The organism is Acrocarpospora pleiomorpha, assembly GCF_009687885.1.
GTDB classification, from domain to species: Bacteria; Actinomycetota; Actinomycetes; order Streptosporangiales; family Streptosporangiaceae; genus Acrocarpospora; species Acrocarpospora pleiomorpha.
In genome coordinates this window covers 87,946-113,807 of record NZ_BLAF01000024.1, presented here as the reverse complement: position 1 = coordinate 113,807, position 25,862 = coordinate 87,946, and the positions used below count along the sequence as shown (strand labels likewise).

At 67.6% G+C, this 25,862-nt stretch carries 26 protein-coding genes and 1 pseudogene; 17 read left to right on the top strand and 10 right to left on the bottom strand.

Translation table 11 applies throughout. The features are described from left to right. Positions 1-33: 33 nt before the first annotated feature. From Aple_RS22165 to Aple_RS22155, 3 genes are read right to left on the bottom strand one after another with little or no spacing between them, the layout of a single operon-like run. Entirely contained in the window at positions 34-288 is a 255-nt protein-coding gene (locus Aple_RS22165) for a Txe/YoeB family addiction module toxin (protein WP_155346577.1), read from the bottom strand. Next, complete coding sequence (locus Aple_RS22160; RefSeq protein WP_155346576.1) at positions 285-539, bottom strand: type II toxin-antitoxin system Phd/YefM family antitoxin; 255 nt, start codon at positions 537-539, stop codon at positions 285-287. Before Aple_RS22160 ends, Aple_RS22165 begins: the two co-directional genes overlap by 4 nt. Before the next feature lie 33 nt (positions 540-572). After that, complete coding sequence (locus Aple_RS22155; RefSeq protein ID WP_155346575.1) at positions 573-1,712, bottom strand: CobW family GTP-binding protein; 1,140 nt, start codon at positions 1,710-1,712, stop codon at positions 573-575. Positions 1,713-1,788: 76 nt separating this feature from the next. On the opposite strand from Aple_RS22155, the gene rpmG reads away from it, so the two are divergent. From rpmG to Aple_RS22130, 5 genes and pseudogenes are all read left to right on the top strand, one after another. Further along, on the top strand, positions 1,789-1,953 hold the full coding sequence (rpmG, locus tag Aple_RS22150; protein WP_155346574.1) for a 50S ribosomal protein L33: 165 nt from the start codon (positions 1,789-1,791) through the stop codon (positions 1,951-1,953). Then, positions 1,950-2,195, top strand: a complete 246-nt coding sequence (locus Aple_RS22145) for a type B 50S ribosomal protein L31 (protein WP_155346573.1) — start codon at positions 1,950-1,952, stop codon at positions 2,193-2,195. The genes rpmG and Aple_RS22145 overlap by 4 nt, the downstream gene beginning before the upstream one ends. Further along, positions 2,195-2,575: a 30S ribosomal protein S14 gene (gene rpsN / locus Aple_RS22140; RefSeq protein ID WP_425544268.1), complete on the top strand. Its 381-nt coding sequence runs from the start codon at positions 2,195-2,197 to the stop codon at positions 2,573-2,575. The genes Aple_RS22145 and rpsN overlap by 1 nt, the downstream gene beginning before the upstream one ends. A 2-nt stretch (positions 2,576-2,577) precedes the next feature. After that, a pseudogene (gene rpmF, locus Aple_RS54595) lies at positions 2,578-2,730 on the top strand (50S ribosomal protein L32); the annotation flags it as partial. A 71-nt stretch (positions 2,731-2,801) separates the two neighbouring features. Beyond that, entirely contained in the window at positions 2,802-3,020 is a 219-nt protein-coding gene (locus Aple_RS22130; protein ID WP_155346570.1) for a hypothetical protein, read from the top strand. Here the strand turns inward: Aple_RS22130 and Aple_RS22125 are convergent. The 3 genes from Aple_RS22125 to Aple_RS22115 all read right to left on the bottom strand — a co-directional run bounded on the left by Aple_RS22125 (position 2,994) and on the right by Aple_RS22115 (position 5,010). Further along, entirely contained in the window at positions 2,994-3,827 is an 834-nt protein-coding gene (locus Aple_RS22125; RefSeq protein WP_155346569.1) for an alpha/beta hydrolase, read from the bottom strand. The genes Aple_RS22130 and Aple_RS22125 overlap by 27 nt on opposite strands. 21 nt (positions 3,828-3,848) lie before the next feature. Then, positions 3,849-4,673: an alpha/beta fold hydrolase gene (locus Aple_RS22120; protein WP_155346568.1), complete on the bottom strand. Its 825-nt coding sequence runs from the start codon at positions 4,671-4,673 to the stop codon at positions 3,849-3,851. Between the two features lie 79 nt (positions 4,674-4,752). Beyond that, positions 4,753-5,010: a helix-turn-helix domain-containing protein gene (locus Aple_RS22115; protein ID WP_155346619.1), complete on the bottom strand. Its 258-nt coding sequence runs from the start codon at positions 5,008-5,010 to the stop codon at positions 4,753-4,755. Positions 5,011-5,025: 15 nt separating this feature from the next. Here Aple_RS22115 and Aple_RS22110 point away from each other — a divergent pair, with 15 nt between their 5' ends. After that, on the top strand, positions 5,026-5,517 hold the full coding sequence (locus Aple_RS22110) for an alpha/beta fold hydrolase (RefSeq protein ID WP_218038458.1): 492 nt from the start codon (positions 5,026-5,028) through the stop codon (positions 5,515-5,517). Positions 5,518-5,561: 44 nt separating this feature from the next. Here the strand turns inward: Aple_RS22110 and Aple_RS22105 are convergent, their stop codons facing one another. Beyond that, complete coding sequence (locus tag Aple_RS22105) at positions 5,562-6,257, bottom strand: dihydrofolate reductase family protein (protein WP_155346567.1); 696 nt, start codon at positions 6,255-6,257, stop codon at positions 5,562-5,564. Between the two features lie 418 nt (positions 6,258-6,675). Here Aple_RS22105 and Aple_RS22100 point away from each other — a divergent pair, with 418 nt between their 5' ends. The 4 genes from Aple_RS22100 to Aple_RS22085 all read left to right on the top strand — a co-directional run bounded on the left by Aple_RS22100 (position 6,676) and on the right by Aple_RS22085 (position 11,448). Next, entirely contained in the window at positions 6,676-7,932 is a 1,257-nt protein-coding gene (locus tag Aple_RS22100) for an ATP-binding protein (RefSeq protein WP_174889856.1), read from the top strand. Between the two features lie 622 nt (positions 7,933-8,554). Continuing rightward, a complete protein-coding gene (locus tag Aple_RS22095) occupies positions 8,555-9,535 on the top strand; it encodes a hypothetical protein (protein WP_155346566.1) in 981 nt (326 codons plus the stop codon). Positions 9,536-9,784: 249 nt separating this feature from the next. Continuing rightward, positions 9,785-10,810 (top strand): hypothetical protein, encoded by a 1,026-nt coding sequence (locus Aple_RS22090; RefSeq protein WP_170321617.1) that lies wholly within the window; start codon positions 9,785-9,787, stop codon positions 10,808-10,810. A 164-nt stretch (positions 10,811-10,974) separates the two neighbouring features. After that, positions 10,975-11,448 carry a hypothetical protein gene (locus Aple_RS22085; protein WP_155346564.1) on the top strand — a complete coding sequence of 158 codons (474 nt, stop codon included), beginning with the start codon at positions 10,975-10,977 and terminating at the stop codon, positions 11,446-11,448. 92 nt (positions 11,449-11,540) lie between these two features. Here Aple_RS22085 and Aple_RS22080 read toward each other — a convergent pair whose 3' ends face one another. The 3 genes from Aple_RS22080 to Aple_RS22070 form a co-directional block, all read right to left on the bottom strand. Next, positions 11,541-14,744 (bottom strand): PQQ-dependent sugar dehydrogenase, encoded by a 3,204-nt coding sequence (locus Aple_RS22080; protein ID WP_155346563.1) that lies wholly within the window; start codon positions 14,742-14,744, stop codon positions 11,541-11,543. 208 nt (positions 14,745-14,952) lie between these two features. Beyond that, positions 14,953-16,095, bottom strand: coding sequence for a sugar phosphate isomerase/epimerase family protein (locus Aple_RS22075; protein ID WP_155346617.1), 1,143 nt, complete (start codon positions 16,093-16,095; stop codon positions 14,953-14,955). Positions 16,096-16,343: 248 nt separating this feature from the next. Then, positions 16,344-17,342 (bottom strand): LacI family DNA-binding transcriptional regulator, encoded by a 999-nt coding sequence (locus Aple_RS22070; protein WP_155346562.1) that lies wholly within the window; start codon positions 17,340-17,342, stop codon positions 16,344-16,346. Positions 17,343-17,449: 107 nt separating this feature from the next. On the opposite strand from Aple_RS22070, the gene Aple_RS22065 reads away from it, so the two are divergent. From Aple_RS22065 to Aple_RS22035, 7 genes are read left to right on the top strand one after another with little or no spacing between them, the layout of a single operon-like run. Further along, positions 17,450-18,865, top strand: coding sequence for an L-fucose/L-arabinose isomerase family protein (locus tag Aple_RS22065; protein WP_155346561.1), 1,416 nt, complete (start codon positions 17,450-17,452; stop codon positions 18,863-18,865). Next, positions 18,862-20,361 (top strand): FGGY-family carbohydrate kinase, encoded by a 1,500-nt coding sequence (locus Aple_RS22060; protein ID WP_155346560.1) that lies wholly within the window; start codon positions 18,862-18,864, stop codon positions 20,359-20,361. Before Aple_RS22065 ends, Aple_RS22060 begins: the two co-directional genes overlap by 4 nt. Next, positions 20,358-21,272: a carbohydrate ABC transporter permease gene (locus Aple_RS22055; RefSeq protein ID WP_155346559.1), complete on the top strand. Its 915-nt coding sequence runs from the start codon at positions 20,358-20,360 to the stop codon at positions 21,270-21,272. The genes Aple_RS22060 and Aple_RS22055 overlap by 4 nt, the downstream gene beginning before the upstream one ends. Then, positions 21,265-22,110 carry a carbohydrate ABC transporter permease gene (locus Aple_RS22050; protein ID WP_155346558.1) on the top strand — a complete coding sequence of 282 codons (846 nt, stop codon included), beginning with the start codon at positions 21,265-21,267 and terminating at the stop codon, positions 22,108-22,110. The genes Aple_RS22055 and Aple_RS22050 overlap by 8 nt, the downstream gene beginning before the upstream one ends. Before the next feature lie 48 nt (positions 22,111-22,158). After that, positions 22,159-23,466 carry an ABC transporter substrate-binding protein gene (locus Aple_RS22045; RefSeq protein WP_170321616.1) on the top strand — a complete coding sequence of 436 codons (1,308 nt, stop codon included), beginning with the start codon at positions 22,159-22,161 and terminating at the stop codon, positions 23,464-23,466. Between the two features lie 11 nt (positions 23,467-23,477). Further along, entirely contained in the window at positions 23,478-25,004 is a 1,527-nt protein-coding gene (locus Aple_RS22040; RefSeq protein WP_170321615.1) for an FAD-dependent oxidoreductase, read from the top strand. Further along, a complete protein-coding gene (locus Aple_RS22035) occupies positions 25,001-25,855 on the top strand; it encodes a dihydrodipicolinate synthase family protein (RefSeq protein ID WP_155346555.1) in 855 nt (284 codons plus the stop codon). Before Aple_RS22040 ends, Aple_RS22035 begins: the two co-directional genes overlap by 4 nt. The last annotated feature ends 7 nt before the right edge of the window (positions 25,856-25,862 follow it).

The following is a 25,862-nucleotide window of genomic DNA, read 5'->3' as shown; positions in this document are numbered from 1 at the left end:
TCGCTGAGCAGGCATCGCCCGCCGATGTCGTGCTCAGTAGCGGTAGCGGGCCTGAAGAATGATCAGTTCGTCATCGCGTGGAAGGTAGACGAGCCGGTGTTCTTCGGCGATCCTTCGGGACCAGACTCCCTGAAGGGCGTGTTTGAGCGGCTCGGGTTTGCCAATGCCCGCGTACGGGTCGCGCAGGGCGTCTTCGATAAGCCGATTTATCCGTTTCGGGACTTGCCGGTCGGTGGCGAGCCAGGAGGAGTAGTCCTCCCAGGCTTCGGGCGTGAAAGAGAGCTTCATGCCTGGTCGTCGACGTCGATGAGCTCCCGGATTTCGTGACGGCCATCCAGGGCGTGCTGATAAGAGGCGATGAGCCTGCGCATGTTGGCCGGTGAGCGCAACAGGTGCGCCGTCTCCTTCAGCGCTTCGTACTCGGCAGCAGGCACGAGGTAGGCGCGGTTGTGCTTGGCGACGATCTCCACGGCCATGCTGTCCTCATTCACCTCGTCGATGAGAGGGAACAGCCGACGCCGGGCTTCGCTTGCGGTGATCGTGGGCCGTGGCTGTGGGGAGTGTGCGAGGCTTCAAACGATCTCCTCTAGGCCGAGTACGGGGGCGAACGGGTCGTCGTAGCCGGCCCACACGTGGGAGCCGCATACGGCCTCGGCTGGGGTGAGCAGGCAGGAGTCGAGCAGGGTGTGGATGCGGTCGCGGTCGAGGTCGGGGCCGGTGAAGACCAGGTGCTGGATGCGATCGCCGAGGAGGTCGGTCCAGTCCAGGCTGGCGGCCATGCGGCGGGCGGGGGAGATCAGGTCCCAGGAGGCTTCCGGGAGTGCGGCCAGCCACGGGCCGGTGTCCTCGATGGACAGTGCGCCCGCGACGGCGTCCCAGGCGAGCAAACGTTCGGGCCGGGTGGCCAGCCAGAACCGCCCGCGGGAGCGGACCGATTCGGTGACCAGCTGGTCCACGGCCTCGAAGAGGCGGGCGGGGTGCAGCGGCCGCAACCGGCGCCAGACGATGGTGGTGACCTCGCCGGTCTGCGCGTCGCAGGGCAGCAGGGCGGTGGCGGGGTCGACGCGTTCTGCCAGTTCCCGGGTGCGCAGCGCGGTGCCGGTCACGTCGGGCAGGGACTCGGTGAAGACCGGGGTGATGGGCGCGAGGTGGGTGAGCAGGGCGCGGGCGAGATCGAGGCCCTCCTCGTCGCCGCCGTGCAGGACCAGGGCGGTGGCGTACTCGACCTGCCGGGCCAGCACTTCGGCCAGGTAGCGCCGGTCGCCGGACGCCGCGCCCCGGCCGGTTTCTGACAGGCGCTCGCCGCGGGTGATGTCGACCGGCAGATGCTCGGTGCGCAGCGCGGTCAGCACGCAGGTCAGGCGCAGGACCTCGCGGGCTTCCTCGCAGTTGAGCGCCTCGGCCACCGAGCGGGGTTCGACCGAGTCCCACAGGTCCACGACCAGCAGGGACGCGGTGGCGGCATGCCGGATCAGCTGGGGGAGCAGATCCTCGCGAACGGTGCAGGTGACGCAGCCGTGCGCCAGCCGTACCTCGGCCAGGTCCTGTACGCCGGAGGCGTCGCGCACCACGCGCTCGACTCTTCCGGAGGTGACCTCGCACAGGTCGTGGTGGATGGCTACGGCGCCTGGATGGTCGGCCAGGAACCGGTCGACGGTGGCGGTGCGCGCCGAGGCGTGCAGGCCGGCGACCAGGACGACAGGGGTGGGCACGGGACCTCCCGAGTTGCGAGAATGAAAACAATTATCGTTATCATTGCATGGTCGGCAACAGGAAGGGACCTCGGCCTTGGCCAGAAACGAGCTACGACCGGTGATCAAACTGCGATCCACAGCGGGCACCGGCTACACCTACGTGACCCGCAAGAACCGCCGTACCACCCCCGACCGGCTCACCCTCAACAAGTACGACCCGATCATCCGCAAGCACGTCGAATTCCGGGAGGACCGATGAAGAAGGGCATTCACCCCGACTACCACCCGGTGGTGTTCCGCGATCCGAGCGCGGGTTTCGCCTTCCTGACCCGCTCGACCATGACCAGCGGCAAGACGATCGAGTGGGAGGACGGCAACACCTACCCCCTCGTCGATGTCGACGTCTCCTCGGCGAGCCACCCCTTCTACACCGGCAAGAGCCGGGTCCTGGACACCGCGGGCCGGGTGGAGCGCTTCAACCAGCGCTACGGGAGAACCTGATGTCGGCTCACTGCCACCGTCGACAAGATCGGCGTCGAGGCAGCCGTGGCCCGGATCCGCGCCCGGGGAGAGAAAGTCTGATGGCGAAGAAGAGCAAGATCGCAGCCAACGAACGGCGCCGCCTCGTCGTCGCCCGCTTCGCCCTTCGTAGAGCGGAGCTGAAGGAGATCATTCGCACTGGAACCCCCGAGGAGAAGGCGGCAGCCGTACGAGAACTGGCCAGGCAGCCCCGCGACGCCAGCGCTACCCGCGTACGCAACCGCGACTCCGTCGACGGACGCCCCCGCGGCCACCTGACCAAGTTTGGCATCTCGCGGATCCGGTTCCGCGAGATGGCTCACCGGGGCGAGCTGCCCGGCATCACGAAGGCGAGCTGGTAGCCGTGGCTGTTCCCGAACGCAGGGCGTCTCGCAGCAATACCAGGCACCGCCGCTCCCAGTGGAAGGCCACGGCCCCCGACTTGGTGGCCATCGTCGTCAACGGCCGACACCTGCTGGTGCCGCGCCGCCTGATCCGGGCCTACCAGCGCGGCCTGCCCCGTTCGCTTCGATGTGATCTGTCGGATCACATCGACGGCTCGCGCCGAACCAGACGAGCGCCGACCGGATGTTCGGCTACGTCACCCCGTGGGTGATCCCGACCGGCCATCGGGACGGCGCACTTCTCGTACTCGGCCGGGAGCACCACGGCAATTTCGAGCACGAGTCACCGGCATCCGATGATTTCGCGCCCGAAACGCTGCACCGATTCCGCCAGGCCACCATGACGCGCCTGCGCCGCCTGGTGACCCTCTCCAACCTACGACGCGGCGGAACCCCTGGCTGACGTCGCGTGCTCCAGGGCCCAGGCCAAGGCGTGGTCGGCTACGGCCTCCCAACCGGGTGCGCCGCAGGTCCAGTGGTCGCGGCCCTCGAACTCGTAGTACTCCGTGATCGCGGGAGACTTGTTGTAATGCTTGGCGTTCGACTTGTTCACCGACGGCGGCATGATGTGGTCCTTCTCGCCGCCGATGAACAGCAGCGGCGCGCGGTCCGCGGAGTAGTCGACCCAGGTGTCCTGGTGGCCGGGCTTGAAGTTCGCGAACAGTCCGTACTCCCACACCCAGTGGCCGGGGGCCGCGATGGCGTAGCGGTCCCACACCTTGCGCGACTCCTCCTCGCTGAGGGTGTTGGTGAAGGCGTAGTGGAACTCCTCGGGAGTGAAGCCGACGGCTCTGTGCCGATTGGCCGGGTTCTTCAGCGCGGGGAACAGGGATTTCGCCTGCGACAGCGGGTTGACCCGGACTCCCTCGGTGGGCGCGGAGTCGATGACCACCGCGGCCGCTCCCAGCCCGCGGGCCAGCAGCAGCTGGGTGAGCGTGCCGCCGAAGGAGTGGCCCATGATGATCGGCGGAGTCGGAACGGACTCGATGACGGAGGCGAGGTGGGCGACGGTCTCGGGGACGGTCAGCTTGGCGATGATGTCCGGGTTCTCGCGGAGTGCCTCGACTTCGATCTCGAAGCCCGGGTAGGCGGGGGCGAGCACGGTGAAGCCCTTGGCCTCGAAGTACGTGACCCAGTCCTCCCAGCTGCGGGGCGTCATCCACAGGCCGTGGACGAGGACGATGGTGTCGGGACGGATGGTGTCGCTCATGATGAAGGCTCCTTCGGCGGGTCAGGCGTCGATGAATTCGAGCAGGTCGGCGTGCAGGCGGTCGCGGCCGGTGTCCGGCAGGGCGTGTCCACTGCCCTCGTAGACCTTCAGGACGGCGCCGTCGATCAATTCGGCCGAGCGTTTTCCCCCGACCTCGAACGGCACGATCTGGTCGTCGTCGCCGTGGATGACCAGGGCAGGGACGTCGATCTTCGCCAGATCCGGCCGGAAGTCGGTGGCCGAGAAGGCGGCGATGCATTCGTACGCGGCTCGGTGCCCGCACGCCATGCTCTGCAGCCAGAACGCGTCCCGGAAGCCCTGGTCGACGTCCTGCCTGCGGTTATGCCCGAAGAACGGACCGTCGGCCAGGTTCCGGTAGAGCTGGGACCGATTCGCGGCCTCGCCCGCCCGGATCTCGTCGAAGACCTCGATCGGCAACCCTTCGGGGTTGTCGTCGGTACGCAGCATCAGCGGCGGCACGGCGGACACCAGGACCACCTTCGAGACCCGGTTGCTACCGTGACGACCGACATAGTGCACGACCTCCCCGCCACCCGTCGAGTGCCCGACCAAGGTGAGGTCCCGCAGGTCGAGGTGTTCGATCAGGCAGGCCAGGTCGTCGGCGTAGGTGTCCATCTCGTTGCCGTGCCAGGTCTGCGACGAGCGGCCGTGGCCACGCCGGTCATGGGCGATGGCGCGGTGCCCGTGCTTGGCGAGGAAGAGCGCGGCCGCCTCCCACGCGTCGGAGTTCAGCGGCCAGCCGTGGCTCAGCAGAACCGGGGATCCGTCGGTCCCCCAGTCCTTGTAGAAGATCCGGGCTCCGTCGTCGGCGGTGACGTAGGGCACGTGGCCTCCTTTGGCTCGATAGGTGGATCGAGCGTGCCGCGAAGCCCGCTCACGCGGACCACGTGATTCACGTAGTCGCTCAGCCGGCTTCCAGCTTGTCCGTGAGCTGACGCCGTGAGGCGATGCCGAGCTTCTGGAACACCGTGCGCAGGTGGTAGTCGACCGTGTTCACACTGATGAAGAGATTGGCCGCTATCTCCGGATTCGTACGTCCGACCTCCGCCGGCCGGGCGATGGTCAACTCCTGAGCGGTCAGCTCGGGTGTGCCGGAGCCGCTGCGGGCGACCGGCTTCGCGCCGACGGCGTCGAGCTCGGCGCGGGCCCGCGGCAGGAACATTCCTACGGCGGCGCGGTGATCAGTAACGGCGCCACGGGGAACCCGAAGGTCAAGGGCCTGGTCTACGTGGCGGCCTACGCCTTGAACGAGGGCGAAAGCGTCGCCGCCGCCAATGCGCTGGGCGGTGGCCACACCGACGTGACCGACCACCTGATCGTACGGCCCTACCCGGGTGCCGCCCCCGGAGACGGGGACGCCTACATCGACCCGGCCTACTTCCACCGCCTGTTCGCGCAGGATCTGCCGCGGAGCACGACCGGCGTCATGGCCGCCACCCAGCGGCCCGGGGCGCTGGCGGCGCTCGTCACGCCGTCCGGTCCGCCGGCTTGGAAGTCGGTGCCGAGCTGGTACCTCGTCGCCCGGCAGGACAGGATCATCCCGCCGGAAGCCGAGCGCGCGATGGCGAAGCGAGCCGGCGCCACGACCGTTGAGATCGACAGCTCGCACGTCGCGATGATGAGCCACCCCGACGTGGTGACGAAGTTGATCCTGCGGGCCGCCCGCTAGCCGAACCGTCCGGCACCGAGCACCCTCGGTGCCGGACGTCTTGGCTACGGTGCGTCGGTTCCTCTGCCGCGGTCGTCGAGGAGGAGGGCGGCCCGTCCATTGACGGTGTAGCGGATGTGCGTGACCTCAGGGGTATGGATCACTCGCGTGGGCGTGAGCTCGATCGCCTCCTTCTCCGCGAGATCGAGGTCGGCATCCAGCAGGCGCATCCCCGTACCCAGCACGGCCGGGACGATATGCAGCTCCAGCTCGTCCAGCAGCCCGGCCTTGATCACCTGCCGGAGCAGGCTCCCCCCACCGGCGACCGCCACATTCTTGCCCTTCGCCACGGCGCGTGCCTGTTCCACGGCGCTGGCGATCCCGTCGGTCACGTAGGTGAAGCTGGTCCCGCCCTGACGCACCAGCGTCTCGCGGGGCCGATGGGTCACGACGAACACCGGCGCCCGAAACGGCGGCTCGTCACCCCAGGGAACCTCACCACCGTCCGCCATGCGCCGCCCCATGACGTACGCCCCCGCGGCCTCGAACGTCTCAGCCATGATGTCCGAATTGACGTCCTGCTCGCCGCCCGCGAACCCTTGCCGTTCCCGCCAAGCCATGGCGTCGATCACCCACCGGGTAACCCGGAAGAATCCCGCAGCCTCCGCCGACTCCAGCCAATCCTGCGGCTCGCCACTGTGCTCCCGACCGGCGTAAAACCCGTCGAGCGACACCGACATCTGTGCCGTCACCTTTGTCATGTTCGCTTCGCTCCTGTCCTGACGGCCCCTCCGCTGGGACCCACTCAGTGGGAGAGTCGGAACCGCGAACCGAATCTCTACATGCGCGACATGCGCGCACCGTCGCGTGTGCGGGTATTACGCGGCCGTCGTACGGTGGTCGTCTCCGGGCTGCGGCCGGAATCCGAGTGGCGTACGGCGTCCGCGATCAGCTCGGGGACGACCAATGACAGGGTGGAGATTGCCGACTGACTGAGGTCCGACCTTCCCTGCTTTGCTTCGTCGAAGTGCCCACGTAGATGCGTCCATCTGCCCATAGAGCACCGGCGAACCGCCCACACACCTTTCGGCCAGATGCCCATCAAGCTCCGGCCAGTCGCCCAGCAGTTATTCGGCCATACGCCCACACACATGGTCTGACCTTGTGTAACGTAGCGGCATGGAAGGTCCGAAGCTCTACTCGCGACGTGCCGAGGTCATGGCCCTAGAGGCTCTGGCGGATACGCGAGTGATTGTCGTCAACGGTGCCCGCCAAGTCGGTAAGAGCACGCTCGCGAGATTGATCACCGATGGCAGCCCCGGTTCGCGGGCGCTCTATCTCGATGATCCTGCTGTGCGGGCAGCGGCTGAGGATGATCCTGTCGCGTTCGTACGCCATGACGCGCTCCTGCTGATCGATGAGATCCAGCGAGTCCCCAGTCTTCTCCTTCCGATCAAACGAGAGGTGGATCAAGACCCGCGGCCGGGGAGATTCCTGCTCACGGGCTCCGCACGGCTACTCGGGCTACGTGACCTTCCAGACAGCCTGCCTGGCCGTGCCGAAACGATCGAGCTCTGGCCTCTCTCCCAGGGAGAGATCGACTCAACTCCGGATGCGTTCGTCGACACGGTCTTCGCTGCCGGACCCGACCTTGTCATCCCACCCTCATCTCTGCGCAAGCGCGACTATGTGGAGAGAGCGCTCCGCGGTGGCTATCCAGAGGCAGTCCGGCGGGACGCGGGACGGCGCCGGGCACGATTCTTCGACTCTTACATCACGGACTTGATCACCCGGGATGTCCGGCAAATCTCGGACATTGAGCGCCCAGCGGAGATGCGTCGCCTGCTCAGCGTGATCGGTGCTCGGATGGCGAGCATGGCGGTCGTCCAATCGATCGCCAACGACGTCGGCTTGCCACGGATGACGCTGACCCGCTACCTGGACCTGCTGGAACTTGTCTTCGTCATCAAGCGCATCCCCGCGTGGTCCTCAAACCTGACGACTCGCGCGATCTCGACCCCCAAACTGATAGTCACCGACTCTGGTCTGGCGGGCCGGCTGGTCGGCCTGTCCATTGAGAAAGCCAAAGACCCGACCGCGCACATCGGCCCCCTGCTGAAGAACTTCGCGATCGGTGAAGTCGCGCGTCAGCTCACCTGGTCTGAGGAACCGGTCCAGCTCTTCCACTACCGGGACAAGGACCAAGTAGAAGTCGATATTGTCCTCGAACACGCCTCCGGCTCAGTGATCGGCATCGAGGTGAAGGCGTCCGAAACCGTCCGCACAGACGACTTCCGCGGGCTCAGACACCTCGCCGACCGTCTCGGCAACCGTTTCCAAGCAGGCTTCGTCCTCTACTGCGGCGAACAGCCACTGCCATTCGGCGAACGTCTCAGGGCTATCCCCATGGCTTCCCTCTGGACTCTCGAAACATAGAGAACAGCTTCGACGGACTGCCATCATGCTCGTCCCTGTAGCTGATCAGGCGGCTCCGAACTACAGCATCTGACTACGGATCAGAAGTTGGGGTTTCGAGTACCTCCGGCCGCACCCATGCAAGAAGGCCCCTGAACAGGCGATATGCCATCAGGGGCCTTTCGTTGTGGTGCTCAACTGGTCTCTTCGGTGTCCGTGGGAGCCAAAGGCACAGGTCTGCCCAGTTCACTGGTGTTACGCGGCCCTGGCCGCGTTGCCGTGGTCGGCTCGACTGCCATCGGCAACCTCGGTTGACTCGGTTGTGGTGACCGTCAGGGAGACTGGTGGGGGAGCATTGCCAGGTTCGGCAACTTCGTTGCCTTGTCCTGGCTTGGGGCCTTTTCCTGGCTTGGGGCGGCGGGACTTGGGGACGCGGCTAGCGGGTACTACGGCCATCGAGGTCCCCTGGCTGGGCCAGTCGCGGTAGGGCGCGGCCCGGACGCCCTTACGTTCGGTGTCGTAGGCCCAGTATCTGGAAACAAGCCGCCGAAGGACCAACCAGGCGCTGCCTCGGGAAATGTTGTGATCGATCATCAGCTGGCGAGTGGTCAGCCGCTGAAATTCGGCACCATAATCCGTGCTCGTGAAACCTTTGACCGCCGGAGTCGGCGTCGCCGTCATTGCCTGTGTTGTCCTGGTCCCGGCTCACGCTGAGGCCGCCGTAAACCCCGTCGCGGCGGTGAAGCGGTTGATGGCCCAGGCGCGGACGGCCAAAGTCATCGAATGGGGCACGGTGATGCTGGGCGGTCGGGGGCGCACCGTGAACAACATGGCCAGTCTCTTTGACTATCACTTCGAGCGAAAAGGCTGGCTGAAGCTTGGAAGGAGTGGCGTCGCCGCCTCCAATCTGACGCGGCATGTCATGTTCAAACGGCCGGGTACGCTCGCCATCGCCAAGCAGGACGCGGCAGGCGGCGACCTGCAGGCCAAGAGCCTGCTCGCGCAGACCAGCATTCACCGTTCCGCTGGCGTGAACGGCCGCCTCTACACAGCGGGCAAGCTGTATGCCCCGGCACTGCCGAAGGGGAAAACGTGGGCCTATCGAGGCAAGACATTCAGCGGCGGCGCCTTCACCGACCAGATCATCAACATATTCGAGCCGAAGACGCTGCAGCGGTTGCTGTCCGACACCTACGAGAAGAAATTCATCGCCGGACCCGCCTTCAATGATCCGACGGGGCGTGTCCACAAGGACGTCTACCTCTACAGGGGCAAGCTGACCTTCTCCGATCTCTACGCCGTATCGCCGACATTCCAGGCGCTCGCCCAGACCGAACCGGACGAGTCCTATGGACCGGCCCTGGTCTGGTGGGACCTGTCGACGGACAAGTCCGGAACGCCGCTGCGTTTCTCGATCAGCTGGAACACCCACTACCAGGGCTACTACTCCTCGCGGGAGCGCGCGGAAGGAAGCACGATCACGGACTTCATCGGCTGGCGGTCCAATCTCCCGATCAAACCGCCCCACTCCAGCACGGTGGCCGCGGTCTCCGGTCCAGCGGGCGGACTACCCGAGTTCGACGACGTGGCTGAAGTAATTCGCGGCCGACGCCCACGAAGCTGAACCTACCCAACTCGGTCAAGTCCGCCCTTGGGGCGTACAACTGGAAACCGCACTGCGTAGAACGCCTCCTGATCGTGCAATCCGGACATCAAAACCGCACAGGGCTGAATCACGACTATTGTTAGATGTAACAATCCTTGTGATTTGTGAGAGATGTCGGCTGGTTCTGGTCGCGCAGGCCATCATGAGATCATGGCGTACCGACCGTGGATAGTGAGCGCGGTAGTAGCAGGGCTTGTTCTGGTAGGCATGGCGGTGCTGCTGGCCTGGACCGGGCTTGACGACGCCGATAAATGGGGCAGCGTTATCAGTGCGTTCGCAGGACTGCTCAGCTTGGGCCTCGCCGGATACGGAGCGATACGCGAGCATCGAACGGCGCAGTCTGCCCCGCAGCCATTGACCGCGTCCGAACGTCGACCAGGCGCGGCACAATCCGTTTCCGGCCCTGACTCAGCCGAAGCTGCGGCAACCCTGGTGAAAATGGTGTCATCCAGCGGGGATCGTTCAATCGGCGTCGGCGGGGAGATGGGCGGGATCTCTTCCACCGGAGATCAGGCCATCAATGTGCAGTACAACACATACATCGAGACCAGGCAAAGTCAACGGCGATGGTTGTGGCCTATTATCCTGCTGATATTACCAGTGCTCGTGCTGGCTACGATCTTCATCGCGCCAATTCTAACGAATCCCAGGAACGCGCCGCTCACAACTACTCCCAAGAACACGCCGACTACAAGCACTTCCAACAACGAGCCGGCCATAGCCACACCCAGGAAGGATCCGATCTTCCTGACGGCAATTGCGAATAGAGCCACCTGGACTTCGGGCCGTGGAAAGATTGAATTTGGTGGCCAACCTGGCACTCCGGCTGGCCATGTACTACCTGACGTGGAGACCCTTGAAGACGGCTCAAAAGCTGGCGGTTTGCTGACACACCCCAATTGGGATGACGATGGCTATCTACGAGGATGTTTCAAACTTCCTCGTCAGCTACGAGAAGACGACTGGTTCTTTGCCACCGGCGGATTTCAGGACAAATACGCCGTCGCCGGAAACGTGAGATTTCAGGTTCTCGTCCGCGATCAGCAGGGAAACCAGAAAAAGATCGTCGACAAGCTTGACGACCGCGCTAACGGAAGGCTGATCTCGCTGGACGTCCCACTCGCTTCCTACGCAGGTTCAAAAACCATCTGCCTGCAAGTGACAGCGAATGGCGACCCCGCACAAGACGCCGCCTTCTGGGTCAAACCACGAATCGAACCACGCAAGCCCTGACAAACCCAGAGCCCAACGCGTTCACGGCCGCGCGTGATGCCGGCGCACAGATCCTCGCCGAGCACGGCATCCAACGTACGATCCTCACCCGACCCGACCGCCGCAGCTTCGAGGTCAGCGACGAGGCCGCCGCGCTGTTCCGGACCCAGACGGCCGGACGGCGCATGCTCATCGTGCTCGACAACGCCGTCGACGCCGCCCAGGTGAGGCCGCTGCTCCCCGGCGGATCGACCTCGGCCGTCCTGGTCACCAGCCGGGCCCGGCTCACCCCGCCCGAGACCCGCCTGGCCGAACTCAGCCACGGCGACCTGTGCGTCCGCGAGCGCCTGACCGCAGGCCACGACCTCGACCACCACCCCGCGGCCGGGGAACTCTTCAAACTGCTCGGCGTCCTCGACCTCCCGGAGGTGACCACTCCCGTCGCCGCACTCATGGACGGCGACACGGACGACGTCCAGCCACTCCTCGACGCCCTGATCCAGGCCCAGCTCCTGGAGAGCCGCGCCCCCGACCGCTACCGCATGCCCGTCCTGATCCGGCTCTTCGCCCGCTCCCAGGCCGCCCACACCGCCGCCGGCCGAGCCGCGCACTCCTACCTCCTCAGCGCGCCTCTCCTGCTCAACCTCATCGGCGCATAAGGTGTCCAGGCTCAGCCGGCTGCCCTGCCCAGGTGGAAGCGGAGATGTGTGGCGGGGGAGAGCCTCGCGCCCTGAGGCTCTCCCCGGCTTGGTTACTGCTGTTCCTCCAGGTCGGCGATGAGCGCCTGGCCGTCTCTGGCGAGCGCGGCCCGGACCGCGGAGTCAGCGATCTTGTTGGGCTTCCCTGCTTCGGAGATGAAGTTCCTCAGTGGGTTGATGGCGTGCTGGATCCTGCCCTTGAGGGCCTGTTCCTGAGAACGGTCGATACGGTCGCGGAGCTTGGCGGCCGTATCGGCGTTGAATTTGCCGGCCAGCTGGAACTGGGTGATGAGGGTGCGGACCTCGTCGTAGGAGGTCCGGGTCGTGAAGGTGACGGTCTGCGTGGCGGTGTTGCCGGCGTTGTCGGTAGCGGTGACGGTAAAGGTGTGTTCGCCCAGCGGCAGCGACCACAGCGGGACCGGTGTGCTGGAATCGACGTCGGTGCCGTCGATCGTGGCCTTGACGCTGCTGACGCCGGAGGTCGCGTCGCTCGCGGTGAACACCGGGGTGATCGACTCGGCGTCGCCGTACGGCTTGGCTTCGACGCCGATCGCGGCGATTCCAGGGGTGGTCTTGTCGACCTTGAGGGCGAGGCTGCGGGACGGAGAGGCGGTGCCCGCGCTGTCGGTGGCCCGGTAGAGGAGGGTTCCGTTGAAGTCGGCGCTCACGGTCTGGATTCCGGTCGCGGGTACGTTGACCCAGGTGGTGCCGTTGTTGATGGAGTATTGGCCGGTCCACAGGCCGGCGGTCAGCCCGCTGTAGACGAGCTTGACGTCGCCGGCGTACCAGCCGTTGTTCCCGGTGGGAGTGGCCGGGTCGAGGGTGACGCCGATGTCGGGGATGGTCTGGAACTGGAAGTTACGAGCGAACAGTTCGGGCTGGACGCCGCCGGTCCAGGTGGCGACGAAGTACAGGTCATGGACGCCGCCCGGGTCGGTGATCGGGGTGGTGAACCACTTGTAGACCCTGCTGGACAGTGATGTCGATCCGGTGCCGGGCACGTTCGCGAAGCTCGCGACGGTCGGTCCGGTGGGAGAGTCGGCGTGCACGGTGAAGTCGACTCCGGGCAGGCGGGTGGCGAACTCCATGTTGAGGTTGTCGACGTCCTTGAGGTTGACGCGAGGGAACATGAACCAGTTGCCGGTGTCGGGGATGAACAGCTGCCCGGTGTAGAGACCGACACCGACACCCTTTTGATAGGTGGAGGCGGCGTACTGGCGGGGGTGCAGGACGACGTCGCTGGAGCCTTCGAGCGCCGGGGTGTCGTCGGCGCCGCCCTGGTCGGTGTAGGAGGCCTCGACGACGTGGAAGACGTAGGCGTTGGTGCCGTGGGAGGCGTCGCGGCCCGGCACCAGCACGCCTGCGCAGTCGGCGCCGGGTGTGGCCTCGGCCATCGGGTGACCGTGCTGGTTGTGGCCGAGTTGGTAGGTCACTTTGACCTTGGTGCAGTCGATGGTGCCGTCCTCGGGGTCGGTCACCTTGACCTTGAACGGCAGGTTCTGGCCGAACTCTGCGAACCTGCCGTCTTCGGGCAGGATGAGCTCGACGGTGGGACGGGTGTTGCCGGCCACCACCGAAAGATTGGCGATCGCTTCGGCGCCGCCGGAGTCGGTGACGGTCAGGCGGGGATGGAACTGCCCGGCCGTGGTGTAGGTGTAGCTGGTGGTCGGCCCCGTCGCATCGGCGGTGCCGTCACCGTCGAGGTCCCAGGAGAACGTCAGCGGGTCGCCGTCGGGGTCAGTGGTGGCCGAGGCGTCGAAATCGACGGTGAGTGGGAGCTTGCCGGAGTCGGCGCTCAGGTCGGTCTTGATCGCGGGTGTCCGGTTGCCTTCGACGTAGTCGATCCGGTATATGCCCGAGTCGTCGTTGCTGGCGCCCCAGCCGTTGCCGTACTCCAGCACGTACAACGAGCCGTCGGGGCCGAACTGCATGTCCATCGGCTTACGGAAGTCCAGCTCAGGCAGGAACTCATGCATCTCGGCAGGTGCGCCGCTCTCGTCGAACTCCGTCGTCTGGATCCAGTCGGTGGTCCAGTCGAAGAAGAACCGCCGATTGTCGAACCACTCGGGGAACTTGGTCTTGGAGGTGCTGGCGGCGTCGTAGTGATACTGCGGTCCGGCCATGGCGCCGCCGCCGTACAGTTCGGGGAAGTAGGACTGCTTGTCGTAGGTGTAATAGATGGTGGCTGGCTTGATCGGCGGCAGGTTCACCAGGCCGGTGTTGTTGGGCGAGTCGTTGACCGGTGCGGCGCAGTCGAACCAGGGGCCGGGCTGGTCGGTGACGTAATTCCAGTCGTTGTAGGGGACGTTGTTCATCGTGCAGTACGGCCAGCCGTAGTTGCCTGGCCCGTCCATGAGGAACACTCTCACGTGCCCGGCCGGTCCGCGCTGGGGGTCGGCGAGCACCGCGTCGGGCCCGTAGTCGGCCATCCACAGCTTGCCCGTGGCCTCGTCGTAGTCGCCGATGGTGAAGGGGTTACGGAACCCCATCCCGTAGATTTCCGGACGGGTCTTGGCGGTGCCGACCGGGAACAGGTTGCCCTCGGGGATGTCGTAGCCGCCCTCGGGCTTGGGCACGATCCGCAGGATCTTGCCATTGAGGTCGTTGGTGTTGGCCGAGGTCCGCTGTGCGTCGCCGCCCGCCTGGCCGGGACGCTCGTCGGTGCCGGGAAAGCCCCGCGAGGCACAGCAGTTGGTGTTGTCGCCGGTGACGATGAACAGGTAACCGTCATCTGACATCAGCAGGTCACCGGCGCTGTGCCCGCCACCGACACCCTGCGGGTGCTGGATGTCCAGGATCACCTTCTCCGAGGAGAGATCCAGCACGTTGTCGTCGCCGAGGGTGAATCGCGACACCCGGGAGATGAAGCTGGTCGCCCAGTCCGGCCGGGAGAAATGCAGGTAGAGGTGGCCGGTCGTGGCGAAGTCCGGGGCGAGCGCGAGCCCTACCATGCCGAGTTCACCGACGACCCGGACCGGTACCGTACCGGCGACCACGGAGGCCTTGGTCGCCGGGTCCCAGACCTTTACCCGGCCATCACGCTCGATATAGACCACACGCCCGTCCGGGGCGACACTGATCCGCATCGGCTGCGTGAGATTGGTGTTCTCCAGCAAGACCTTCTGGAAGCGCTCGTCCGGAGGGGGTGGCGAGCTGTGTTCTCCGGGATGTGCCACGACCCTCGTCGCGGGCATCAGGGATGTCGTCAACAGGAACGAGGACAAGAAGGCCACCATAAGGCGGCGCGCGAAACGCATGAATCTCTCCACGGAGTGGGGATGGTTTCTTCGGTGCTGTAGGAGCTCCTCTGGCGGTCAGTTGTCTCCGGAGCCCGCTTGAGCAGGCCCCACGGCCCAGGCCGGCGCCGGCCTGGGCGGGAATCAGAGACAGGGGAAACCGGTCGTCACGCGACCGGTCACGGCGAAGCAGACACGGCGACCGGTCGGCCTCGCAGGCCCAGCAGGGCTAGGCGCGAAGAGCAGCCATGTTGTCGTAGCTGATCTTGGCGTACTCCAGGGACTGGTTCGGCGCCGTCGTGGCGTTGCCCGGCGCGTTGTCCTGCTCGTACATCGGGTAGTGGTGCCCGCTGGTCAGGCCGCGGAAGAACCCGGTGTAGTCGATGGCGCCGGTGCCGAACGGCACCATGTCGTAGCCGTTGGCGGTCGAGGTGTTGCTCGCGCCATCCTTGGCGTGGAACAGCGGGTAGCGGCCCTCCTGCGCCTGGACGAGGGCGAGCGGGTTGAAGACGTTCGTCTGGGTGGAGCCGTCCGGCGCAGTGTAGGTCGTGAACTTGTACTGGGCGACGTGCGCCCAGAAAATGTCCATCTCCAGGTTGACGAACTTGGGGTCGGTGATCCCGAGGAAGTACTCCAGCTTGCGGACGCCCGAGGAGCGCGTGGGGCGGCCCTGCTCATCGAGCGGCCCGCTGTCCAGCAGGAAGTTGTACGCCGCGTCGTGATTGTGGGTGTACAGCTTGACATAGCCGGAGGAACGGGCGATCTCGCCCAGCGCGTTCCACTTGGCCGCGGCGACGTCCCAGTCGGCCTTGTAGTTGCTCGACGTGGGGTCGCTGCCGGTGCCCATGTGGTCCATGCCCAGGATGTTGGAGATCTCCAGGGCCGCCTTGAACCGGTCGAGATCGGCCTGGGTCAGCGGCCAGGAGGCGGGGATGAAGCCGTGGTTGCCCTCGGCCCGCAGCCCGTTGTCGTCCAGCCACTTGCGCAGCAGCTCCGCACCGGCGACGGTCCCCAGGTTGGCGCCGCCCTCGGCGTTGGCGTTCTGGGTGTAGCCGGCGAACTCGACACGCTCGTAACCGATGTCGCTGAGCGCCTTGAACACCTCGCGGAAGCCCGAGGGCAGGTCGGAGGTGAGCGGGTTGCGGGAGATGGCGTCCCGGACGGTGAAGAGGATGATGCCGCGCTTGCTGTCCCGGATCAGGGGGACACCTTCGGCGGCCGCAGCGCGTCCGGGCTTCAGCGTCGAGGCGGCGACGGCCGCCGCTGCGGCCATCCCGGTGGTGGCCGCGAGGAGCTGCCGTCGGCTGAGACCCAGCTTGCGGCCCAGCTCGTGACCCTCGACAGGTGCGTCTGCTTGCGGATGACGAAACATCACACACGTATCCCTTCACAGGAAGAACGCGTGCGCCGACCACGTCACAACAAATCATTTCCTCAGACCATCCGGCATGCCACCGCCGTCAGGTCCGAGCTTCCACATTGTTAGCTGCTGATCACCATCACGTCAATGAGCCTTTTTCCAGCAGCGTGATCGCGGGCAGCGTGGCCGGCCCTGAACTACCGAGATGGGCGAGCACCTCCTGAGGTGCCACGGCGGGGCGATCTCCCGTCGCACCGGCGTCACGGTGCGGGGCGTGCGGAGCTCTGGTTCGGGAACAAGGTCGTTTCCAGGATGATGGACTGTTCCGCCGCGGTCGGCTCCTGCTGCCGGCGGATGAGGAGCTTCGCGGCGGCCTGGCCGAGTTCGGCGGCCGGCTGCCATACCGTCGTGAGCGGGGGTCTGATCAGGCGTGACCAGCTCGCGCCGCTGAAGGACACCAGGCCGATGTCGGGTGGCCTGATGTCGGCGTCGAGCAGCGCCTCCATGGCGCCCACGCCCAGGAGGCTGTTGGTCGCGAGCACGGCGTCCGGAGGGTCATTCGATCTGAGGAGGTCGGCCATGGCCGCCAGCCCGCCGTCCTCGCGATAGTTGGTGTGCTGGACCAGCCGGCGGTCGGGCTCGATGCCGGCGGTGCGCAGGGCGCGTCGGTAGCCCCGGAGCCGGCGTCTGGCGGTCAGAGCGTTGCGCGGACCCGCCAGGCAGGCGATTCGGCGGTACCCCTGCTCCAGCAGATGCGCCGTGGCGGTCTCGGCGCCGCGCTCGTCGTCGATGCCGACCAGGTCGATGGGGTGGCCGGTCGGCCGGCGGTCGATCGCGACCACTGCCGTGCCCCCGCCGACCAGGTGGGACAGGTCCAGTTTCGACCCGGAGGCGGGACTGATGATGGCGCCCGTCATGCGCTCCGCCTTGGCCGCCTCGATGTAGCGGTCCTGCTTCCGCTCGTCGTCATCGGCGTTGCACAGGACGAGCGACAGCCCCGCGTCCTGGGCGACGTCCTCCACCCCGCGCGCCAGGGACGTGAAGAACGGATTCTGGATGTCTGGGATGATGAGCGCCACCAGATCGCTGCGCTTGCGGTTGAGCCGGCGGGCGATGCGGTCCGGCACGAACTTCAGCTCCTCGGCGGCGGCCCGCACCAGCGCCTCGCGCTCGGCGGCGACCGAGCCGCCGTTGAAGACGCGGGATACCGTGGACGGCGCCACTCCCGCCAGGCGCGCGACATCGTAGATGGTGGCCATGCACCCCTCCATTGGAACCGGTTCCATAAGAATACCCTAGAAGTCTTGACGTCGCATATGTCGTTCCTGTTACATGATGGAACCGGTTCCACGAGAAAGAGGTGGTCATGGCGTGTATCGGGATTTTGACGTTCTCCGACGGGCGTGACTTCGTCTCAGCGGACCTCGACGCGTTCTGCCGGCAGCGTGAGTCCCGGCTCCGGAAGGAACTCGAGGCCCGGGGGCATCATGTCCTGCCGATGGTCGCGCCGATCAGCTCGAACGAGGCGGCCGTCCGCCTCGCGCGGGAGATGGACTCGCGCTCGCCCGACCTGACGATCTATCACTATCCGGTCTGGGCGTTCCCGCACTTCACCATGCTGGCCGCCACGGCCACCCGCGGCCAGGTGCTGCTGTACTCAGCGATGGAGCCCGAGCAGCCGGGGATGGTCGGGCTGCTGGCCGGCGGCGGCGCCCTCGACCAGGTCGGCCGGCCCCACGAGCGGGTGCTCGGCCCGCTCGGCGACCCGTCCGTCGGACGCCGGCTCGACGTCGCCCTACGCGCGGCGGCGGCCGTCGCCCGCCTGCGCGGCATGACGTTCGGCCGGATCGGCGGCAGGCCGATGGGCATGTACACCGCGGCGAGCAACGCCGACCAGTGGATCGAGCGGTTCGGCGTCGACGTCGAGGAGATCGACCAGTGGGAGATCGTGCGCCGGTCCGAGCACGTCGACGACGCCGCCGTCGTACGGGGAAGGCAGTGGCTGGAGCGGCACGCCGCGGGCGTGCACTACGACGGCCGGTCGCTGACCCCGAAACTGCTGGAGCGTCAGATTCGCGCGTACTACGCGGTTCGCGAGCTCATCGACGAGTGGAACCTGGACTTCGCCGGCATCAAGGGGCAGCCTGAGCTCACGAACCACTTCGCGACGATGGACGTCGCCGAGGCGGTCCTGAACGATCCCTACGACTGGGACGGCCCCAAGGAGCCGTTCGTCTGCGCGACCGAGAGCGACATGGACGGCGCGCTGACGATGCAGATCCTGAAGCTCCTGTCCGGACTGCCGGTGTTGTTCGCCGACGTCCGCCACTACCACGCCGACATCGATGTCTGGGACCTGGCGAACTCCGGCCAGCACGCCACCTGGTACGCCGCCCGCAGCGACGATCCGCTGGAGAACCTGCGCCGCGTGCACTTCTATCCGGAGGTCTTCTTCTTCCCGGCGGGCGGCGCCTCGGTCCATCACATCGCCGCGCCGGGCGAGGCCACGTTCGCGCGGCTGAGCCGGTACGACCACCGCTACCGGCTCCAGGTGACGAAGGGGCGCTTCGTCGACCTGGGGGAGGCGGAGCACACCAGGCTCGCGCGGGCCTCGACGTTCGAATGGCCACACGCGTTCGCGCGGTTCGACGCCCCGGCGCAGTCCTTCCTTTCGGCGTTCGGCGCCAACCACGTGCACGCGATCCCGGGGGACTGGACGGAGGAGCTGCGGGCCGTCAGCCGGCGGCTGGCCATCGACTACCACGATCTGGACGCCGGATGAGCGACGACCTGGTCCTCGGCCTGGACATCGGCACGTCGAGCAGCAAGGCCGTGCTGTGCGACTCCGGCGGCCGGGTGGTCCGGCGGGCGGAGCGTGAGCATCACACCAGCCGCCCGGCCGCCGGGCACGTCGAGCACGACGCCGACCGCGTCTGGTGGGACGACGTCCTGCGGCTCACGGCGGAACTCGGCGACCTGGACCGGGTGGCCGCGGTATGCGTCAGCGGCATCGGCCCCTGCCTGCTGGTCACGGACGAGGCGGGGACGCCGCTGCGCCCGGCGATCCTCTACGGGGTCGACACCCGCGCCGCCCGGCAGATCGCCGACCAGGAGCGGGCGTTCGGCGCCGAGAAGGTTCTGCGGCGGTGCGGGTCCGGGCTGACCAGCCAGGCGGTGGGCCCGAAGATGCAGTGGGTCCGCGAGAACGAGCCGCACGTCTGGGACCGGGCCCGCCGGTTCTTCATGGCGTCGTCGTTCATCGCCTTCAGGCTGTCGGGGGCGTACGTTCTCGACCATCACTCGGCGAGCCAGGCCGTGCCGCTGTACGACGCGAACGCCCAGGACTGGGCCGCGGACTGGGCCGCCGAGGTGGCCGGAGGGCTGGAACTGCCCGCGCTCGTCTGGCCTGGCGACATCGTGGGCGAGGTCACCGCCGAGGCCGCCGCGCACACCGGGCTGCGGACCGGCGTCCCCGTGCTCGCGGGCACCGTCGACGCGTGGGCCGAGGCGTACAGCGTCGGCGTCCGCGCGCCCGGCGACTGCATGATCATGTACGGCACGACCATGTTCCTGGTCGCCTACGCCGATGACGTCCAGCCGTGCCCGCGACTGTGGACCGCGAACGGTGTCGATCCGGGCAGCCGGTGCGCGGCGGCCGGGATGTCCGCCTTCGGGGCGGTGGCGCGGTGGGGCGCGCAGACTCTCGCCGGTGGCTCGTACGCGGAGCTGGAGGCCGCCGCCGCGGGGGTTCCGCCCGGCGCCGCGGGACTCGTGGTGCTCCCCTACTGGGACGGCGAGCGCACACCGATCTTCGACCCCGACGCGCGCGGCGTCATCGCGGGCCTGGGCCTGGAACACGGACCCGGGCACGTGTACCGGGCGCTGCTGGAGGGGACCGCCCTCGGCGTCCGCCACAATCTGCTCACCCTGCGGGAGGCCGGCGTGAGCCCCGAGCGCCTCGTCGCGGTGGGGGGCGGCGCGAGGCAGCGGCTCTGGGTGCGGATCGTCAGCGACGTCACCGGCGCCGAGCAGGCGATCCCCGGCGAGCTCGTCGGAGCGGCGTACGGCGACGCCCGGCTGGCGGCGGAGGCGATCGGTCTCGCCGACCGGCGGAGCACGTGGGCGCGCGTCCGCGAGACCGTCCGGCCCGACCCGCGGAACGCCGAGCTGTACGCCGCCATGTTCGACGACTACCTCGATCTCTACGACAGGACCGGCCCGCTGCTGCACCGGTTGCGAGACCGCGCCGATGGCGTTCCACAGAAGGGCGTGCGATGAGCACGATCGTCACCACGCGGCGGCCCGGCGAGCGCCGGTCCGCGGGCGGGCCGGCGCCCGCGACCCCGCGCCGCCGTATCCACGCGGGGCCGGTGCTGCTTTACGTGCCCGCGCTCGTCCTCGTCGTGGCCGTCTCCATCGTGCCGGTCGGCTACGCCGTGTGGCTCAGCGTCCACGTCACCCGCGCCCTTCGCGCGGGCGCGTTCAACGGCCTCGAGCACTACGGGGTCGTGCTGGGCGCCGGGGGCCTGCCGGACATCATCCGGACCTTCGTGTACGTGGGCGGATCCCTGCTGATCACGCTCCCGCTCGGGGTCGGGCTGGCGGTGCTGCTCAACAAGCCGGTCGCGTACCGCCGCGCCTTCCGCGTGATCATCCTGCTGCCCTGGGTGGTCTCGCAGACGATCGCCGCCCTGCTGTGGAAGTGGCTGCTCAACCCCTCGTACGGGCCGCTGCAGTCCATCCTCGGCGGGCACGACGTGCTGGCCGATCCGTACGCCTCGATGGCGGCCCTGATCCTCGTCAACGTCTGGATCAGCTATCCGCTGGCGACCATCCTCAGCCTGGCCGCGATGCAGACCGTGCCCGGCCAGGTGCTGGAGGCGGCGCGGGTCGACGGGTGCGGCCCGATCCAGTCGTTCCGGCGGATCGTGCTTCCGACGATCAAGCCCGTCCTGATGATCCTGATCATCATGCTGACGCTCCTGTACTTCAACATGGTCACCCTCGTCTACACCCTCACCGGCGGCGGCCCGCTGTCCGGCACCCAGGTGCTCAGCCTCCAGGCGTTCCTCCAGTCCTTCCAGTTCTTCAAGATCGGGTTGGGCGCGGCGTACAGCGTCGTGCTGTTCGGCTTCAACGTGATCTTCGGCATCGCCTACATCCGCGTCCTGAGGAGCGACAATGGCTGACCGCGCGAAGAGGATGCCGGCGCGGCGGGCGGTCGGCGTCTACGCGGGACTCGCCGCGGCGAGCGTCTTCGCCCTGCTGCCGATGCTGTGGGGACTCAGCACGTCGCTCAAGCCCGAGTCCCAGGTCTTCGCCGTTCCCGCCCGGTGGATTCCGCAGGTGCTGACGCTGGAGAACTACCGCAAGGTGCTGTTCGAGAGCCAGATCCCGCTGAACCTGCTCAACAGCGTCATCGTCAGCGTGGCGACCGTCGTGCTGACGCTGGTCATCGCCGTGCCCGCGGCGTACTCGGCGGCGCGCTTCCGGTTCCGGGGCAAGAACGGCCTGCTGTTCTTCATCCTCATGACCTCGATGATCCCGGGCATCGCGATCCTGGTCCCCCTCTACTACCTCGCGGTGAAGCTGGGGATCTACGACACCTACCAAGTAATGATCATCATCTACGCCGCCTGGCAGGTTCCCACCATCGTGTGGATCCTCAAGGGCTTCTTCGAGACCATCCCCGTGGAGATCGAGGAGTCGGGCCGGGTCGACGGATGCACCACGGCGGGCTCGTTCCTCCGCCTCGTCCTGCCGCTGGCCCGGCCGGGCCTGGGCGCGGCCTCGATCATCGCCTTCGTGTACGTCTGGAACGACTACCTGATCGCCAGCACCTTTGTCAGCGACCCCGACCTGCGCCTCGTGTCGGTCGGGCTCTACAGCTACCTGACCCAGTACGGGGTCGTCTGGGGTCAGCTCATGGCCGCGGTGGTCGTGACGCTCGTCCCCATGATCGTGGCGTTCGTCGTCTTCGAGCGCAGGCTCGTCGCCGGGCTGACCGCCGGAGCCAGCAAGGGCTGACTCCACCCGCCCACCTCATCACTCCCCATGCACATCAAGGAGTGGGCAATGTCCCATCGAACATTCCACCGGCATCTCCTCACCACCCTCTCACTCATGCTCATCGGCACGCTGCTGACCGCGTGCGGCTCGGGCTCGGGCTCCGCCGACGGCGTCACCCGGCTCACGATGTGGACCTTCCTCGACCCCAAGGGCGACGACCCCCGGGGCGCGGCGCTCGCCAAGATCGTCGAAGGCTTCAACGCCGCCAACCCGAAGGTGCGTGTCGAGGTCACCGGCATCAACTTCGCCAAGATCGACGGTGAGGTCATCCGGGCCGCCGCGACCGGCGGCGGCCCCGACATCGTGAACGTCTACAGCGTCCAGCTCGCCCAGCACGTGGCGGCCGGCTCCGTGCAGCCGATCACCACGCGGGTGCAGCCGTGGCTGGACAAGCAGGGGGAGGAGTACGTCTTCCCGATCGACAACGTGACCTACGACAAGGAGATCATGGCCCTGCCGTGGGAGTCCCGCGTGTGGCTGCTCTGGTACCGCAAGGACATCCTGAGCGAGTACGGCTTCGAGCCCCCCACCACGCTCGCCGAGCTGAGCAGCGTGGCCGCGGGGATCAGCGAGAAGTCCGGCGGCAAGGTGGCCGGCATCGGGATCGGCATGTCCGAGCAGGGGCTCGGCGCTGACTTCATGGAGAAGTTCCAGCCGCTCACCGCGCACTACGGCGGCACCCTCTTCGACTCCACCGGACGCGCCGTCTTCGACGACGCCGCCGGGCAGAAGGCCCTCTCCTACATCAAGAGCCTCGGCGAGAACGGCGCGCTGCCGCGCTCGTCCCTGACGATGTCGGCCGACGACGTCGTCAACAGCGTCAAGGCGGGCACCGTCGCCATGGCCATCGAGGGCAGCTACCGCGTCGCCTCGACACGGGCCGGCGAGGGAGTCGGCGAGAACCTCGTCACCGCCCCCGTGCCCGGGGACCCGGCAGGAGAGACGACGCCGACGGCCGTGGCCGGCCAGACCCTGGCGATGGGCGCCAACACCGAGCACCCGGACGACGTCTGGCGCTTCATGGAGTACTACCTGAGCGCGAGCTCCCAGGAGATCTTCGCCGGCGCGGGCGTCATGCCCGTGCTCAAGTCCGCGTACGCGAAGGCGCCCGCGACGGGCAGCGTGCCGGCCGAGGAGCTGGGGCGGTGGCGCGACTACCTGCTCAAGGACGGCCGGGCCTCGCGTTATCCGGAGGACTACAGCGAGCTGAGCACCGAGGCGGTCAAGGCGGCCCAGAAGGTCGTCTTCGAGGGCGGCGACGTCGCGTCCGCCCTCCAGCAGGTCGCCAAGAACTACAACGCCAACAGGAACTGAAAAGGATGCCCATGGCACACAAGGCAGAGGATCGCACGTACGACGTCATCGTCGTGGGTGGTGGACCGTCGGGGTTCGTGGCTGCCATCGCGGCCGCCCGCGAGGGCGCGCGAACCCTTCTCGTGGAGCGCTACGGCTTCCTCGGCGGGATGCCGACCAGCGCGGCCCTGGGACCGATCTCCCCGTTCTACTTCGACGACGAGCAGGTCATCCAGGGCATTCCCCACGAGTTCGTGCAGCGCATGGTCGCCGACGGGGGGAGCACCGGCCACATCCGCTGCACCAACCCGCACGGGAGCGGCAGCTACCTGTGCTTCTACGACCGGGAGGCGTACAAGTGGGCCGCCCTGTCGATGATCCTCGAGGCCGGCGTCACGCCGCTGTTCCACTCTTTCGTCAGCGGCGTCCGGGTCGAGGGCGACCGGGTCACCGGCGTGTCGGTGACGAACAAGTCCGGGACGTCGTTCTACTCGGCCTCCGTGGTGGTGGACGCGACCGGTGACGGAGACGTGGCCACGCTCGCGGGCGCCGAGTACGTGGTGGGCCGGGAGGCGGACGGCGCCGTCCAGCCGAGCACGATGATGTTCGACATGGCCGGCGTGGACACCGCGGCGGTCAAGGCGTACATGGACGACAACCTCGACGACTTCGAATGGGCGTCGGAGATGGTGGCGGTCCATCCGTACTCCGAGCGCCTGCCCCGGCAGCACTTCGTCGGCCAGGGCTTCAAGCGGCTGGTCAAGGAGGGCATGGACGCCGGGGAACTGCACCTCGGCCGTGATTCCGTGCTCTTCCTCACCACCTGCCATCCGGGGGTCCTGCACTTCAACAGCACCCGGATCCAGAATGTGGACGGGACGAGCGCCGAGAGCCTGACGGCGGGGGAGATCGAGGGCCGCCGGCAGGTCATGTCGCTGTCGCGGTACCTGATCGCCAGATTCCCGGGGTTCGAGAACGCCCAGCTCATCGCCACCGGCGTCCAGATCGGCATCCGCGAGAGCCGGCACATCCTGGGCGAGTACACCCTCACCGCCGACGACGTCATGAGCGGGCGCAAGCAGGAGGACGTCGTGGCCCGCGGCTACTTCCCCGTGGACATTCACAACGTCGACGGCGTGGAGGGCTACGGCGAGGGAGGCGTGTGGGCCGGCCTCGACGACTCCTACGACATCCCCTACCGCTGCCTGGTGCCGGCCCGCCTGGACGGGCTGGTCATCGCCGGTCGCGCGATCTCGGCGTCGCACGAGGCCCACGGGTCGTTCCGGACCCAGGGCGGCGTCATGGCCATCGGGCAGGCGTCCGGCACAGCGGCCGCGCTCGCGGCGCTCGGCGGCGTGGCGCCGCGCCGGCTGGACGTCGCCGAGCTCCAGGCCGCGCTGCTGCGCCAGAAGGCGTCCCTGCGCCGGGACCCCGAACGGGCCCGCGAGGAGCGCCGCAGGGCCGTCCAGGCCGTGAGCGCGGCGCTTGCCGAGGGCAGGATCTCGGCGAAGTACCTGGCCGACGCCGGCACGTTCACCGGCCAGGCGCCCCGGCTGTGAACGACATCATCACGGCCCTGACCACCCCCTTCGACGATCGGATGGACATCGATCTCGACGGCGTGCGCAGGCTCGTCGCGCACTCCGTCGGCGGCGGCGTCGACGGCGTCTTCGTGGCCGGCACCAACGGCGAGTTCCCGGCCCTGGACGACGGCGAGCGACTCGACGTGATCTCCGCGGCCATCGCCGAGGCGGGAGCGTCGCGAGTGATCGCCCACGTCGGAGCGCCGTCCACCCGCCAGGCGGTGCGCCTGACCACGGCGGCCCGGGACCGCGGCGCGGAGAGACTGGCCGTCATCACGCCGTACTTCCTGCCGGCCGGGCCGCGAAGGCTCGTCGAGCACTACGCGGAGGTGTGCGCCGCGGCCCAGGGCGCGCCCGTCTACATCTACGTCTTCCCCGCGCTGACCGGCACGCGGGTGCCGGCGGACCTGATGCGAGAGCTCGCGTCGATCGGCGGCATCGCGGGCGTGAAGGTGAGCGCGCCGGGCGCGGCGGTGGTGCGCGAGTACACGGACGCGGTGCCGCCGGGGCTCCCGGTGTGGTCGGGCAGCGACGGCGCGCTGCCCGAGGTCGTCGCGGCGGGTGGAGCCGGAGTCGTGTCCGGGGTCTCGGGCGCGCTCCCCGGACCCTTCGTCCGGCTCGCGGACGCGCTCCGCCGCGACGACCAGTCCGCCGCCCGCGCCTGGCAGCGGGATGTCCGTACCGCGGTGGACCGCATCGAGGGGGACATCGCCCGGATCAAGCACCTACTGGACCTGCAGGGCCTTCCCGGAGGGCGCTGCCGGATGGCGATCGACCCGCCGCGGCCTGACCAGATCACCGCGCTCACCCCGCTCGTCGCGGCGTAACGGGGGC

What these genes read in the sequence shown, in the direction of transcription:
- Aple_RS22130 (WP_155346570.1), top strand. Translation starts at nt 2,802, where the DNA reads ATGTTCGGCTACGTCACCCCGTGGGTGATCCCGACCGGCCATCGGGAC.
- Aple_RS22075 (WP_155346617.1), bottom strand. Translation starts at nt 16,095, where the DNA reads ATGTTTCGTCATCCGCAAGCAGACGCACCTGTCGAGGGTCACGAGCTG.
- Aple_RS22060 (WP_155346560.1), top strand. Translation starts at nt 18,862, where the DNA reads ATGAGCGACGACCTGGTCCTCGGCCTGGACATCGGCACGTCGAGCAGC.
- Aple_RS22165 (WP_155346577.1), bottom strand. Translation starts at nt 288, where the DNA reads ATGAAGCTCTCTTTCACGCCCGAAGCCTGGGAGGACTACTCCTCCTGG.
- rpsN (WP_425544268.1), top strand. Translation starts at nt 2,195, where the DNA reads ATGTCGGCTCACTGCCACCGTCGACAAGATCGGCGTCGAGGCAGCCGT.
- Aple_RS22050 (WP_155346558.1), top strand. Translation starts at nt 21,265, where the DNA reads ATGGCTGACCGCGCGAAGAGGATGCCGGCGCGGCGGGCGGTCGGCGTC.
- Aple_RS22105 (WP_155346567.1), bottom strand. Translation starts at nt 6,257, where the DNA reads ATGACAAAGGTGACGGCACAGATGTCGGTGTCGCTCGACGGGTTTTAC.
- Aple_RS22090 (WP_170321617.1), top strand. Translation starts at nt 9,785, where the DNA reads ATGGCGGTGCTGCTGGCCTGGACCGGGCTTGACGACGCCGATAAATGG.
- Aple_RS22100 (WP_174889856.1), top strand. Translation starts at nt 6,676, where the DNA reads ATGGAAGGTCCGAAGCTCTACTCGCGACGTGCCGAGGTCATGGCCCTA.
- Aple_RS22085 (WP_155346564.1), top strand. Translation starts at nt 10,975, where the DNA reads ATGCTCATCGTGCTCGACAACGCCGTCGACGCCGCCCAGGTGAGGCCG.
- Aple_RS22065 (WP_155346561.1), top strand. Translation starts at nt 17,450, where the DNA reads ATGGCGTGTATCGGGATTTTGACGTTCTCCGACGGGCGTGACTTCGTC.
- Aple_RS22115 (WP_155346619.1), bottom strand. Translation starts at nt 5,010, where the DNA reads ATGTTCCTGCCGCGGGCCCGCGCCGAGCTCGACGCCGTCGGCGCGAAG.
- Aple_RS22125 (WP_155346569.1), bottom strand. Translation starts at nt 3,827, where the DNA reads ATGAGCGACACCATCCGTCCCGACACCATCGTCCTCGTCCACGGCCTG.
- Aple_RS22070 (WP_155346562.1), bottom strand. Translation starts at nt 17,342, where the DNA reads ATGGCCACCATCTACGATGTCGCGCGCCTGGCGGGAGTGGCGCCGTCC.
- Aple_RS22045 (WP_170321616.1), top strand. Translation starts at nt 22,159, where the DNA reads ATGTCCCATCGAACATTCCACCGGCATCTCCTCACCACCCTCTCACTC.
- Aple_RS22055 (WP_155346559.1), top strand. Translation starts at nt 20,358, where the DNA reads ATGAGCACGATCGTCACCACGCGGCGGCCCGGCGAGCGCCGGTCCGCG.
- Aple_RS22145 (WP_155346573.1), top strand. Translation starts at nt 1,950, where the DNA reads ATGAAGAAGGGCATTCACCCCGACTACCACCCGGTGGTGTTCCGCGAT.
- Aple_RS22040 (WP_170321615.1), top strand. Translation starts at nt 23,478, where the DNA reads ATGGCACACAAGGCAGAGGATCGCACGTACGACGTCATCGTCGTGGGT.
- Aple_RS22080 (WP_155346563.1), bottom strand. Translation starts at nt 14,744, where the DNA reads ATGCGTTTCGCGCGCCGCCTTATGGTGGCCTTCTTGTCCTCGTTCCTG.